Genomic DNA, 12,618 nt, shown 5'->3' with positions numbered 1-12,618 from the left:
ATCCTGAAATGTGATAATCGTTATTTCTTGCATTCGATATCATAATGACAATGATGCCGCCATCTGCTTTCCGATGACCTGGACGATCAATATGCGCCGCTTCCTGCCCGATACTTTCACCATCCTGCTCGTCTGTACGGTGATCCTTGCATCGCTCTTGCCCATTTCCGGCAAACCGGCAGAGTGGTTTGGCCTGGCGACGAAAATCGCCATCGGCCTTCTGTTCTTCCTGCATGGAGCGCGGCTGTCGCGCGATGTCGTGGTGGCCGGTGTGCTGCATTGGCGGCTGCATCTCGTGATTTTGGCGTCGACCTTCGTGCTCTTCCCGCTGCTCGGTCTGGCCATCGGCTTCCTGCCGGAAAGCGTTCTGCCCCCTGCCCTTTACACCGGCATCCTCTTCCTTTGCGTCCTGCCCTCGACCGTACAATCGTCGATCGCCTTCACGTCGATGGCGGGCGGCAATGTGCCCGCAGCGATCTGCGCCGCGTCCGCTTCCAACATTTTCGGGATGTTCCTGACACCGCTGCTGGTCGGCCTGCTGTTTGCCTCCGGCGGCCAGGGAGGCTTCTCGCTCGATGCCCTGGAGCAGATCCTGCTGCAGTTGCTTGCCCCGTTCATCCTCGGTCAGATCCTGCAGCCATGGATCGGCAACTTCATCCGCGCCCGCAAGAAACTATTGATGCCGGTCGATCGCGGCTCGATCCTGATGGTCGTCTATCTCGCCTTCAGCGAGGCGGTGACGGAACACATCTGGAGCACATTCTCCATCCGCGACATCACGGTCGTCATCGTGCTCGACATCCTGCTTCTGGCCATCGTGCTGATCGTCACCATGTATGGCAGCCGCCTGATGGGCTTTTCGCGGGAAGACGAGATCGCCATCACCTTCTGCGGCTCCAAGAAAAGTCTTGCCAGCGGCGTGCCGATGGCCAACGTCATCTTCGCCGGCCAGGGCATCGGCAGCATCGTCCTGCCGCTGATGCTGTTCCACCAGATCCAGCTGATGGCCTGCGCGGTGATCGCCCAGAAATATGCCGAACGCTCACGGCGCCTCGCGGTTGCCGCGGCGGAGTAAAGCCGCCGGAGTTTAGAAAAACTCGTCCAGCAATTGATAATAAGCGAGCTTGGCGCGATCCGGCTGAGGGACACCGTAGAGATCAAGGAAGGCTTGTCCCCAAGCCTCGCCAAAATCGTCACAAACACTGCGATAGGCAAGCGCCAGGTCCTGATAGCGGTCAGCGACGCCCAGACGGGCGCAGTCGATAAACCCGCTGAACCGCCCATCCTGCGCCAGCAGGTTCGGCAGGCACGCATCGCCATGCGTCACAACGAGGTCGGCGCCGTCAGGCTTTTGTGTTTCAAGAAGCTGGAAGAGGTCTTCGGCCGATTGATCAAGCCGCGCCTCATCAAAGTCGTCCTCGTCAACCTCGCCTGCCTCCATCCGCGCCTTGGCTAGCGCCAGCCGGCCGGAAAGGCTTTGGTCGAACGGGCAGGTCCGGATATCGATGGCGTGCAGCAGCTGCAAAGCGGTGGCCAGGATTTCGATGCACTGTTGCGGCGTGATCGGCGCAACCGACAAATCACGCCCCGGGATAGCGCTGAGCAGCAGCCAGTTCTGGCCGTCGTGAACGTCCGGCGCAACAACGTTCGGGCAGGCAATCCCCGCCCCCGCCAGCCATAGCAATCGTGTTGCCTCGTCGGGCAATTCGCCAAACGGCCCAGCCGGCTCGCATTTCACAAAGAGGTCTGGCTTTCCATCCCCGACCAGCTTGAAGACGCCAGCTGCGGACTGACCAACCTCGTCGCGCTCGAAATGATAGGACGACAGCCGGATACGCCACTCCGGTGGCAGTGCCTCAACGGGCAGCACGGGGGACAATTCGCTCATCAAACCCTCTTTTTCTCCAGCGCAAAATCGCCGCCTCGCTGCTATTACAGCGGCGAGACTCCCTCATAAAAAAAGCCGTTTGCAACACGCGGCTGCAAACGGCTCTGGATTATCAACAGCGCCCGCTCAGACGCTGCATCGTCTCATCAACAGCTTAGTTGGTGCTGCCGGTGACCTGCGTGGCTTCGATCTGCTTCGGCGCCGACTGGGCGGCAACGATGTCGATGCGGCGCGGCTTGGCGGCTTCCGGGATCTCGCGCAGGAGATCGATGTGAAGCAGGCCGTTCTTCAGCGAAGCGGACTGGATTTCCACGTGGTCGGCGAGCTGGAAGCGGCGCTCGAAGGCGCGCTTGGCGATGCCGCGATACAGAAACTGGTTTTCAGTTGCCTTTTCTTCGCTCTTCTCGCCCTTGACGGTCAGCGTGTGCTCGCGGGCTTCGATCGAAAGTTCACTTTCGTCAAACCCGGCAACGGCCATGGTGATCCGGTAGGTGCTCTCGCCGGTCCGCTCGATATTGTAGGGCGGATAGGTCTGCGACTGGTCCGGCTGGCCGAGACTGTCGAGCATGGTGAAGAGACGGTCGAAACCGACGGTGGAACGGTAAAGGGGGGAAAAATCAACGTGACGCATGGTGTCCTCTTGTGAGCAACTGGTGTGCGATCTTGGCTCCGTCATCCCGTATGCGGCGATGGCAGAACCGGTGGAACGAGCCCGACTTCGGCGCCCGTGAGAAGGAGATGGGAATTGTTTTTACGGCCTTCAAGCCCCCTTCGACACAAGAGTAAAACACCGCCGCAAAAGCGCAATCCGCCGATAAACGCAGGATGAACGGCCGGTTCCGGAACCGTTCAGCTTGAGGGCGGTAAAACCACAACATCGGAGACGAGGCTGGCAGCGGCGGTGAGCGTCCCTTCTCCCACATGCTGCCTGTCCTCACCCGATCGACTGTCTCTGGCCGGGAACGGTATATCGTCCCCCACCGTTTCCGGCCCTTTTCCCATCCTTTTCTTTGACGGGACAAATCCTCTGCCGTATCTCTGCTTTCTGGCCTGCACCCTTCCTTAATCGCTATCGATCAAGGATGCGCCATCACACATCCGGTGCATTGCCGGCGCATCCTGTGCCGCTATCGCATCCGCAAAGACCCGCCGGACACGGACCTGCCCATGACGCCTACGCTTTACTCCACCCCGGACAATCCGATCCCCGGCAATCATACCGTCGGTTTCTTCGAAGGCGTGGGTAATCGCAAGATCCGCTATGCAATCTTCAAGTCGGATACACCCGTTGCCAAGGGCACGGTCGTGCTGTTGCAGGGCCGCAATGAATCGATCGAGAAATATGCCGAGACGATCGGCGAACTGACGGCGCGCGGCCTGTGGGTGGCAACCTTCGACTGGCGCGGCCAGGCCGGTTCAGAACGCCTGTTGAAAAACCCGCGCCGCGGCCATGTCCGGCGCTTCGCCGACTATGAGAGCGACCTCAGCACGTTCCTCGAAAAGATCGTCCTGCCCGATACGCGGCTGCCCTTCTTCATGCTGGCCCATTCAATGGGTGCGCTGGTGGCCCTGTCGCAGGCACCGATGCTGGCGAGCCGCATCGACCGGCTTGCCGTTGCCGCCCCGTTCGTGGCGCTCGGTGGCCAGAAGGTCGGTCATGGCATGATCGGTTTCATGGCCGCCGCGTTCAGCCTCTGCGGCCTGGGTTCCCTGCCGCTGATGCGTGACAAGGGTTCGCGGCCCTTTTCGGAAAACCTTTTGACATCGGATGCCCGCCGCTTTGCCCGTAACACGGCATTGACCGATGCCCATCCGGAGCTGGCGCTCGGTCCCCCCTCCGCCCGCTGGCTGCATGAGACCTTCAAGGCAATCAAGCGCATCGCCAGCCGCGAGCACCTGACGCAAATCCGCGTGCCGACCATCGTGCTGGCGCCGACGCAGGACAAACTGGTGCCGCATCTGGCGGTGGAGACCCTTGCCCGCAATTTCCGTGCCGGCCACATGATCCCGATCGACGGCGCCCGGCATGAGCTTCTGCACGAAGCCGACCATTACCGCGCCCAGGCGATCGCCGCCATCGAGGCCTTCATCCCCGGCAGCACCGCGGAAATGGCCTTGATGGAAAAGGAAGACCTCACGGCCTAGTTTGGCTGTCAGCCCTTCAGAATGGCCAAAGCCTGTGCGTGAACTTCGGCGCTGCCGGCTGCAATGACTTCGCCACCCATTTCCGCCGGGCCGCCATTCCAGCTGGTGACGATGCCGCCTGCCTGTTCGATGAGCGGTATGATCCCGCCGACATCATAGGGCTTCAGGCCGCATTCGATGACCAGATCGATGTGACCGGCCGCCAGCAGCGCGAAAGCGTAGCAATCGCAGCCGTAGCGGGCGAGCTGCACCTTGCTTTGCACCGCTTCGAAACGAGTCTTGATATCACCGGTGTAGAGATGCGGCGACGTGGTGAACATGATCGCCTGCGAGAGATCGGCGCAAGGCCGCGTCGAAACGATCTTGTCCTCGCCCGGCCCGCGATAATGGGTCTTCTTGCCATCGGCAAAATAGCGCTCGCCGGTAAACGGCTGGTCCATCAGCCCCATCACTGCCTCGCCTTTGTGATAAAGGCCGATCAGCGTGCCCCAGACCGGCAGGCCGGAAATGAAGGCGCGTGTTCCGTCGATCGGATCGATCACCCAGACGTAATCGCGGTCGAGGCCAACATTGCCGAACTCTTCGCCGAGAATGCCGTGCTCGGGGAAATGCGCCTCGATCAGCGCCCGGATTGCTGTCTCGGCTGCCCGGTCGCCCTCGGTCACCGGGTCGAAACCGGCAGCTTCCTTGTTGGCAACGCTGATGCCGGTGCGGAAACGCGGCAGGGTCTGTGCCTTGGCAGCATCGGCAAGGCGATCGAAAAACTCACGGTCCGGCAGCATGAAACCTCACGAAAATCGGGAATTGGAAGGCTGAATCTGCTTATGGCACATTTTTTTGAAAAAGAAGTCTTGAACGGAAAAATCGGTAAAAATCGTGCCAGCCGGCCATCGCGGAAGCGGTCCTGCCCCGAAATTTCGAAGAACGTGCCTCAAAAATCGAAAACAAGGACAACATCGCCTGTTTTATGGCAGATCGGCGCCGATACGGCTTTGATGCAACGCACCAATTACGGTCAAGTCTTGCTTGACAATTGTGCAATGCAATATTAGCTTTTTCCTACAGCCACTTGTGGCTGTAAATACCCTCCTTGGGTGTTTCCTCCCTAGACTTAGCCGCGCCACAAGCGCGGTTTTTTTTGTCTTTGTGTCAGGGAAAAGACCGGCCTATTCGGCCGCCAGCGAGGTGCTTGGCGAATAGGTCTGCACATGGGCCGCCAACCCGCCGAGAAACATCCCGATCGCTTGTGCCAGCATCGGAAAGTCCTTCTTCTTCTGCAGGGTCGCTTCGTCGACATAGAGACCGCGATTGATCTCGATCTGCAGTGCGTGCAGCCCGCGGGCCGGGCGGCCGTAATGCTCGGTGATGAAACCGCCGGCATAGGGCTTGTTGCGGGCGACGGAAAATCCGAGATCCTCCAGCAGCGACACGGCTGCCCGTGACAGATCCGCAGACGCGCTGGTGCCGTAGCGGTCGCCGATGATGAAATCCGGCCGCTGGCCCGTACCGGCCAGCCGGATATTGCCCGGCATCGAATGGCAATCGATCAGAACCGCCAGCCCGAACTGCACATGCGTGCGGGCGATCAGCCGCCGCAGGCAGGCATGATAAGGCTTGTAGATCGTCTCGATCCGATCGAGCGCCTCTGCGACTGGAAAGCGGCTGCGATAGATTTCCATGTTTTCCGCCACCAGCCGCGGCACCGTGCCGAGACCGCCGGCCACCCGCATGGAGCTGATATTGGCAAAAGACGGCAAAGGCCCGTCGAACATCTTCGGGTCGAGTTCATAGGGCTCGCGGTTGACATCGAGGAAGGCCCGCGGGAAATGCGCCATTAACAATGGCGCGCCCATATCTGTTACGGAATGGAACAGTTCGTCGACGAAATGATCCTCCGACCGGCGGATCGACACATCGTCCAGACGGGATTTTTCCAGGAAGGACCGGCTGTAAACCCTGCCGCTGTGGGGGGAATTGAAGACAAAGGGAATGCGTTGCATTTCCGGCTCGCGAACTTCGAACTGTTCGGTTTCGCTGACGTTCTGCGTCATCGCAGCCCTTTTTTACCATGTCACAATCTTGATAGTTCGTGTATGTTGCCAGCAGGCAGCAATCATGTCCATAGTCGTTTCCTGCCTGTGAACGGGGTTTGACCTCATGTCTTCACCGGATATTTACTCAACTGCGGTTTCATGACGTTACCGCAATTCCCGACATCGACATTTAAGGTGCAACGGCTTTAATCCATGAGTCCAAAAATTCTCCTCGCCGAAGACGATAACGACATGCGCCGCTTCCTGGTGAAAGCCCTGGAAAAGGCCGGCTATAAGGTATTGTCGTTCGACAATGGCGCCAGCGCCTATGACCGGCTGCGCGAAGAGCCGTTTTCGCTTCTTCTGACCGATATCGTCATGCCTGAAATGGACGGCATCGAGCTCGCCCGCCGGGCAACCGAACTCGACCCGGACCTCAAGGTCATGTTCATCACCGGCTTCGCTGCCGTGGCGCTCAATCCTGATTCGAAAGCTCCGAAGGATGCAAAGGTGCTGTCGAAGCCCTTCCACCTGCGTGATCTTGTGGATGAAGTGAACAAGATGCTGGCCGCATAGCCTGCGCCGCAAGGGCCGCAAAACTTCCTGTCAAAAAGCCGAAAAAAGCCTATTGACGCCCCAGGAGGTTTATGGTCTATGCGCCGACATCGGATGGGCGTGTAGCTCAGCGGGAGAGCACTACGTTGACATCGTAGGGGTCACAGGTTCAATCCCTGTCACGCCCACCATCCAGTTTCTAAAGGCCTTTCGGGAAACCGGGAGGCCTTTTTCGTTTGGCACTCGCCTGTCCCGACCCTATCTTGTCTGTAGGCCAGCAGGCTTTGCACCGGCCGTCGCGATCACGCTCGGCGCTGAGGCGCCCATCAACGATACACCACGAACCAAGGATGATTTTCACCCGTGAACGAACCACGTTACGATCTTCGTCAGGAGAAGAATGGCACCTGGACTGTCATTGACGTCGTCACAAGCCTGCCTGCAGCCTCCGATGGCCGTGATCTGACAGGCCTTGAGCGCGACGACGCCAGGGACATTATGGAGGCACTGAACAGGGATCACCTCGCAGGCCGCAAAAGCCCGCTGGTGTAGCTCCAAAAATCCCCTCCCCGTTGCCGGAGAGGAGATTGGTAAAATGGTTTACGTGCTAAAATTGCTGGGTTGCAAAGTGTCCAGCACCGTCAGTAAAGAATGAAATGCTGCACTGCGCATCCCCCAAACAAGGTAGGCAGAGACCGTTATTCTTCGAAATCAATATGTTGGGCAGAAAACCGGCCCAGAATGGCCACGATTTCACCAAGACCGCACAAACCTGCAATTCAGAGCTAGGACGCCGATTGGCAAATCCCTCGACGCGTGCAGCGCGCAAAGATCCATGCTATGATCCCTCTCCAAAAAACACGAAATATTGTTACGAAATTCGTGACGCGGGCGCAGTTTTGCGATACGAACCGCTGAAATTGTGGTCCCTGAACCCTATATCTGCCGTTCACCCAGACAAGATCAAGGAAGACGTCCATGCCTGCCTATCGCTCCCGCACCACCACCCACGGCCGCAACATGGCCGGCGCTCGCGGCCTTTGGCGGGCGACGGGCATGAAGGACAGCGATTTCGGCAAGCCGATTATTGCAGTGGTCAATTCATTCACCCAGTTCGTGCCCGGCCATGTGCACCTCAAGGACCTCGGCCAGCTGGTTGCCCGCGAAATTGAAGCCAATGGCGGCGTCGCCAAGGAATTCAACACGATCGCCGTCGATGACGGCATCGCCATGGGTCATGATGGCATGCTCTATTCGCTGCCGTCGCGCGAGATCATCGCCGATTCGGTCGAGTACATGGTCAATGCGCATTGTGCCGATGCGATGGTCTGCATCTCCAACTGTGACAAGATCACCCCCGGCATGCTGATGGCGTCGCTGCGCCTCAACATCCCGGTGATCTTCGTCTCCGGCGGCCCGATGGAAGCTGGCAAGGTCGTGCTTTCCGATGGCAAGATCCACGCGCTCGATCTGGTCGACGCGATGGTTGCCGCCGCCGATGACAAGATGTCGGACGAGGACGTCAAGACCATCGAGCGCTCCGCCTGCCCGACCTGCGGTTCCTGCTCCGGCATGTTCACGGCCAACTCGATGAACTGTCTGACCGAGGCACTGGGCCTGTCCCTGCCCGGCAACGGCTCGACTTTGGCGACCCATTCGGATCGTGAAAAGCTGTTCCTCGAAGCCGGCCGCCGCATCGTCGGTCTTGCCAAGCGCTATTATGAAGCCGAGGACGTCACGGCACTGCCGCGCACCATCGCCTCGAAGGGTGCCTTCGAGAATGCGATGGCGCTCGATATCGCCATGGGCGGCTCGACCAACACCGTTCTGCACATCCTGGCTGCCGCCCATGAAGGCGAAGTCGATTTCACCATGGATGATATCGACCGGCTGTCGCGCAAGGTTCCGTGCCTGTCGAAGGTCGCACCGGCCAAGGCCGACGTGCACATGGAAGACGTGCACCGCGCCGGGGGCATCATGGCGATCCTCGGCGAACTCAACCGCGCCGGCCTTCTGAATGCCGACCTGCCGACCGTGCATGAAAAGACGCTCGGCGATGCGCTCGCCAAGTGGGACATCGCCGTCACCGACAATCCGGCAGCACTTGAACTGTTCAGTGCCGCCCCCGGCGGCGTGCCGACCCAGGTCGCGTTCAGCCAGAGCGCCCGCTGGAAGGAACTCGATACCGACCGCGAAAACGGCGTCATCCGCGATGCCCAGCATCCATTCTCCAAGGATGGCGGCCTGGCAGTCCTCAAGGGCAATATTGCCATCAACGGCTGCATCGTGAAAACGGCCGGCGTCGATGAATCGATCCTGAAATTCTCCGGCCCAGCCCGCGTCTTCGAAAGCCAGGATTCGTCGGTCAAGGCGATCCTTGCCAACGAAGTCAAGGCCGGCGACGTCGTGGTCATCCGTTATGAAGGCCCCAAGGGCGGCCCGGGCATGCAGGAAATGCTCTATCCGACCAGCTACCTGAAGTCGAAGGGTCTCGGCAAAGCCTGCGCGCTGATCACCGACGGCCGTTTCTCGGGCGGCACTTCGGGTCTCTCGATCGGCCATGTCTCGCCGGAAGCGGCGAATGGCGGTCTGATCGGCATCGTGCGCGAAGGCGACATGATCGACATCGACATCCCCAACCGGACGATCTCGCTGCGCGTTGACGAAGCCGAAATCGCTGCCCGCCGCACTGAACAGGACGCCAAGGGCTGGAAGCCGGTCGAACAGCGCAAGCGTAAGGTCACGACGGCGCTGAAGGCATATGCCGCATTCGCCACCTCGGCCGACCGTGGCGCCGTCCGCGATCTGGGCGATCTCGGCTAGCCAGATCGACCTGCCGCCTCCTTCTCATTCAAAAATGTGAAATCGCCGCATCGGCGATTTCACATGGCACTGATCGGGCCTCTCGCGCTCTGGCCTCAGTCGCATGCTGTCTGCTATGATCCAACCTTCTGGAGGAATGACCTTTGGAGGGGGGAATGACGAACGTTGCCACGTTGCTCGGGACCTGGCGTATGCTCAGCTGGAAGAGGACATTCATCACCACCGGCGAAGTGGCTGATGCCATGGGGGCTGATCCCGTCGGCTATATTTGTTATCACGCCGATGGACGCATGATGGCGTTGGTCGTCAATCGCCATCGGCCTGCGCTCAGGGGAACGACGCCGGCGGACGATGAAAAAATTGCTCTCTTCGATTCCATGCTGGCCTATGCAGGCACCTATACGGTTGAGGACGGCAGGGTCATCCACCACGTCGACACCAGCTGGAATCCTGCCTGGGGCATAACCGACCAGGTGCGTCCCTTTTCGATTGTCGGCGATAAGCTGATCATCAGCGACGCGCCGGGCGTTGACCCGGTAACGGGACAGGACGTCATCTATCACCTCGAGTTCAGCAGAGTTTGACGGAACGGCGCTGAAGAGGCTTCGGCAATCCCTTGCAACCCCCCGCCCCGTCTGCCTGTTCGATGGTGCTTACATACATATTTGCTATTCCTGGCAAAGCCGCCATTCGGCCGTCATTCTACCCTAGGCAAATATTCCAAACGCACCCACAATCGCACGTCAAGCCTCCTAGCCCCGAGTAAACCCATGCAAGCCGAACAGACCATCCTGAAAATATCCATCGGCATGACAATCCTGATTGCCTGTTCCGGTATTCTCTTCGGCATCATCACCGGCTCATTCTCGATTGCATTCGACGGCGTTTATTCGCTTGCCGACGCCAGCATGAGTACGCTGGCGCTGGTGGTCGCCCGGCTGATCGCCATCGATGCGGACCCGAGCCGCGGCAAGGGCAAGCTGCGGGCGCGGTTCTCCCTCGGGTTCTGGCATCTCGAGCCGATCGTGCTCGGGCTGAACGGCATCCTGTTGATGAGCGTCGCTGTCTACGCGCTGATCAACGCCATCATCAGTATCCTCTCCGGTGGTTATGTGCTGGAGTTCAACTATGCCATCCTCTATGCGGCCATCACACTCGTGGCGTGCCTGACGATGGCAATTGTCGTCCGGAAGAAAAACACAACGATCCGCTCCGAATTTCTGGCGCTTGATGCCACCGCGTGGATCATGTCTGCCGGCATCACGGCAGCCCTGCTCATCGCTTTCATCGCCGGGTTTTTCGTTGAAGGTACAACGTTCGCCTGGATCGCGCCCTATATCGATCCGGCCATTCTGGCGCTGGTTTCGGTCGTCATCATCCCGATGCCGATCGGAACAGTGCGCCAGGCGCTATCGGATATCCTGCTGCTGACGCCGGAACCGCTGCGGGCAAGGATCGACGACGTGGCAGCAGACGTGGTCAAGGAACAGGCTTTCCTCTCCCACCGCGCCTATGTCGCCCGCATCGGCCGTTTAATGCAAGTGGAACTCTATTTCATCGTCCCGACGGGCATGCCTGCCCGGACGATCGAGGAGTGGGATCAGCTGCGCGACGACATCGGCGCCCGCATCGGCAGCGAAGGCCCCAACCGCTGGCTGACCATCGCCTTTACGGCGGATACGGAATGGGCGGAATAGCCCTTGCTTCCCCAAGCTGAACCTGGCGCTGCTACTTACGCGCAGAAACCAGAAGGAACATCGGCCGCTCGCGCTCATCCGCCCATTCCGGATGAGCGGCCACCTGCTCCAGCGACGGCCCCCATTCCTCGACATGCTCGAGCGTGAAGCCGAGGCGGATCAGCATATTCAGGAGCGTCCCCAACGTCCGGTGCTGCTTGACGACGCCCTTGGCCAGCCAGTCCGTCGTGCGCGGGCCTTCATCGAGATAGCCATTGACCGGCCATGTTGCACGTCCATAGGCATCCTTAGACCAGCCGGGATGGGCTGGCGCCATGTAGATCGGATGCTCGACCGAAAACACCAGCTGGCCGCCGGTCACCAGCGCCGCATGGACGCGCGCCAGCAGGCGATCCAGGTCTTTGAGGTAATGAAAGGCGAGCGAACTGTAGACGAGATCGAAGGATGCCTTGGGCAGTTCCAGCACTTCAAGATCGGCCCGTTCATAGCGGATGGCCGGATCGGACGTTGCCACGGCCCGCGCCAGCATGTTCTCCGACACATCGAAACCCAGCACGCTTTCGGCGCCCTCCTGCTTTGCAAACCGGCAAAACCAGCCGAAACCGCAACCGAGATCGACGACCCGCTTGCCCTTCAGATTAGGAAGCAGCGCCCGGATCGATGTCCATTCCGCCACCCCGTCCAACCCCTCGACCGACCGCCCAAGCTGGCTATAGCCCTCGAAGAATTCGGGATTGTCGTAGACGTTCTGCGTCATGGTTCACCATTCTTTCTGCGGTCGACGGACAGATACCGACATGCTCGGTGCGTGCCGTCATGTCAGCCTTTTGTGGTGGGAATTGTAGGTTTGCAATGAATTTGCCCAAATGAGTCCCGCAAAGCGAGGCGTCAGCCTTGTGGGCAAACCTTATCCTCCGTCATCCTCGCCCTTGTGGCCGGAATCCAGCCACGGCGCGTCCGCGCCATGAGAGAACTGTTCAATCGGAACTTCTCGCATCTTACGCCGTAGACGCGGCGCATCCCTGAGCATCCGCGAGGGCCACGATCAACCCGCCGCCTGCGGCTCCATATAAGCCAGCTCCCAGACATGACCATCCGGGTCCTGAAAACTGCAGCCATACATAAATCCATAGTCCATGATCGGCCGCCATGCCTTGCCACCCAGCGACAGCGCCTTGGCCAGCGTATCGTCCACCTCCTGGCGGCTGCTCGCAGACAGCGCCGTCAGGACTTCCGTCGATTTGCTCGTATCGCTGATCTCGTCGATGATGAATTCCTTGAAACGGGCCTCGTGCATCAACATGACGAAGATGTTCTCCTCGACGATCATGCACAGCGTCTCGTCGTTGGAAAAATCCGGGTTGAAGCCGAAACCGAGCCCGGTGAAAAACGCTTTCGACCGGGCAACATCCTTCACCGGCAGATTTACGAAAATCATCCTCATTGACAGTCTCCTCGTTGATTATCGGGATTGCCG

Annotated in this window: 13 protein-coding genes and 1 tRNA gene; 8 read left to right on the top strand and 6 right to left on the bottom strand. The window is 59.5% G+C overall.

Annotation, left to right across the window (positions count from 1 at the left end; genetic code table 11):
• The first annotated feature begins 91 nt into the window (after positions 1–91).
• Positions 92–1,075 (top strand): bile acid:sodium symporter family protein, encoded by a 984-nt coding sequence (locus ACSQ3J_RS17005; protein WP_060506611.1) that lies wholly within the window; start codon positions 92–94, stop codon positions 1,073–1,075.
• Between the two features lie 12 nt (positions 1,076–1,087).
• Here ACSQ3J_RS17005 and ACSQ3J_RS17000 read toward each other — a convergent pair whose 3' ends face one another.
• Positions 1,088–1,888: an APH(3') family aminoglycoside O-phosphotransferase gene (locus tag ACSQ3J_RS17000; RefSeq protein WP_060506553.1), complete on the bottom strand. Its 801-nt coding sequence runs from the start codon at positions 1,886–1,888 to the stop codon at positions 1,088–1,090.
• 154 nt (positions 1,889–2,042) lie between these two features.
• Positions 2,043–2,519 carry an Hsp20 family protein gene (locus tag ACSQ3J_RS16995; RefSeq protein ID WP_037100077.1) on the bottom strand — a complete coding sequence of 159 codons (477 nt, stop codon included), beginning with the start codon at positions 2,517–2,519 and terminating at the stop codon, positions 2,043–2,045.
• Positions 2,520–3,055: 536 nt separating this feature from the next.
• Here ACSQ3J_RS16995 and ACSQ3J_RS16990 point away from each other — a divergent pair.
• Complete coding sequence (locus ACSQ3J_RS16990) at positions 3,056–4,033, top strand: alpha/beta fold hydrolase (RefSeq protein WP_060506612.1); 978 nt, start codon at positions 3,056–3,058, stop codon at positions 4,031–4,033.
• 8 nt (positions 4,034–4,041) lie between these two features.
• Here ACSQ3J_RS16990 and hisN read toward each other — a convergent pair whose 3' ends face one another.
• Positions 4,042–4,815, bottom strand: coding sequence for a histidinol-phosphatase (gene hisN, locus ACSQ3J_RS16985; protein WP_060506554.1), 774 nt, complete (start codon positions 4,813–4,815; stop codon positions 4,042–4,044).
• Positions 4,816–5,199: 384 nt separating this feature from the next.
• Positions 5,200–6,084: an N-formylglutamate amidohydrolase gene (locus ACSQ3J_RS16980; protein WP_060506556.1), complete on the bottom strand. Its 885-nt coding sequence runs from the start codon at positions 6,082–6,084 to the stop codon at positions 5,200–5,202.
• Positions 6,085–6,279: 195 nt separating this feature from the next.
• Between ACSQ3J_RS16980 and cpdR1 the strand changes: the two genes are divergently transcribed.
• From cpdR1 to ACSQ3J_RS16950, 6 genes are all read left to right on the top strand, one after another.
• Entirely contained in the window at positions 6,280–6,642 is a 363-nt protein-coding gene (cpdR1, locus tag ACSQ3J_RS16975; RefSeq protein ID WP_018327941.1) for a response regulator CpdR1, read from the top strand.
• Between the two features lie 95 nt (positions 6,643–6,737).
• Positions 6,738–6,812: transfer RNA gene (locus ACSQ3J_RS16970), tRNA-Val, on the top strand.
• A 172-nt stretch (positions 6,813–6,984) separates the two neighbouring features.
• Positions 6,985–7,173, top strand: a complete 189-nt coding sequence (locus ACSQ3J_RS16965) for a hypothetical protein (protein ID WP_060506557.1) — start codon at positions 6,985–6,987, stop codon at positions 7,171–7,173.
• A gap of 426 nt (positions 7,174–7,599) precedes the next feature.
• Positions 7,600–9,444, top strand: a complete 1,845-nt coding sequence (gene ilvD / locus ACSQ3J_RS16960) for a dihydroxy-acid dehydratase (RefSeq protein WP_060506558.1) — start codon at positions 7,600–7,602, stop codon at positions 9,442–9,444.
• A 155-nt stretch (positions 9,445–9,599) separates the two neighbouring features.
• Positions 9,600–10,028, top strand: coding sequence for a lipocalin-like domain-containing protein (locus ACSQ3J_RS16955; protein WP_060506559.1), 429 nt, complete (start codon positions 9,600–9,602; stop codon positions 10,026–10,028).
• A gap of 186 nt (positions 10,029–10,214) precedes the next feature.
• Positions 10,215–11,141: a cation diffusion facilitator family transporter gene (locus ACSQ3J_RS16950; RefSeq protein WP_060506560.1), complete on the top strand. Its 927-nt coding sequence runs from the start codon at positions 10,215–10,217 to the stop codon at positions 11,139–11,141.
• A 31-nt stretch (positions 11,142–11,172) separates the two neighbouring features.
• On the opposite strand, the gene ACSQ3J_RS16945 is transcribed toward ACSQ3J_RS16950, so the two are convergent.
• Together ACSQ3J_RS16945 and ACSQ3J_RS16940 are read right to left on the bottom strand one after the other, a co-directional pair.
• Positions 11,173–11,898: a class I SAM-dependent methyltransferase gene (locus ACSQ3J_RS16945; RefSeq protein ID WP_436039624.1), complete on the bottom strand. Its 726-nt coding sequence runs from the start codon at positions 11,896–11,898 to the stop codon at positions 11,173–11,175.
• 288 nt (positions 11,899–12,186) lie between these two features.
• Positions 12,187–12,585 carry a VOC family protein gene (locus tag ACSQ3J_RS16940; protein ID WP_060506562.1) on the bottom strand — a complete coding sequence of 133 codons (399 nt, stop codon included), beginning with the start codon at positions 12,583–12,585 and terminating at the stop codon, positions 12,187–12,189.
• Positions 12,586–12,618 lie beyond the last annotated feature (33 nt).

The organism is Rhizobium sp. LjRoot98 (assembly GCF_964252935.1).
GTDB lineage: Bacteria > Pseudomonadota > Alphaproteobacteria > Rhizobiales > Rhizobiaceae > Pararhizobium.
Note: the sequence above shows the minus strand (reverse complement) of the source record. Positions and strands in the feature narration are given on the sequence as shown.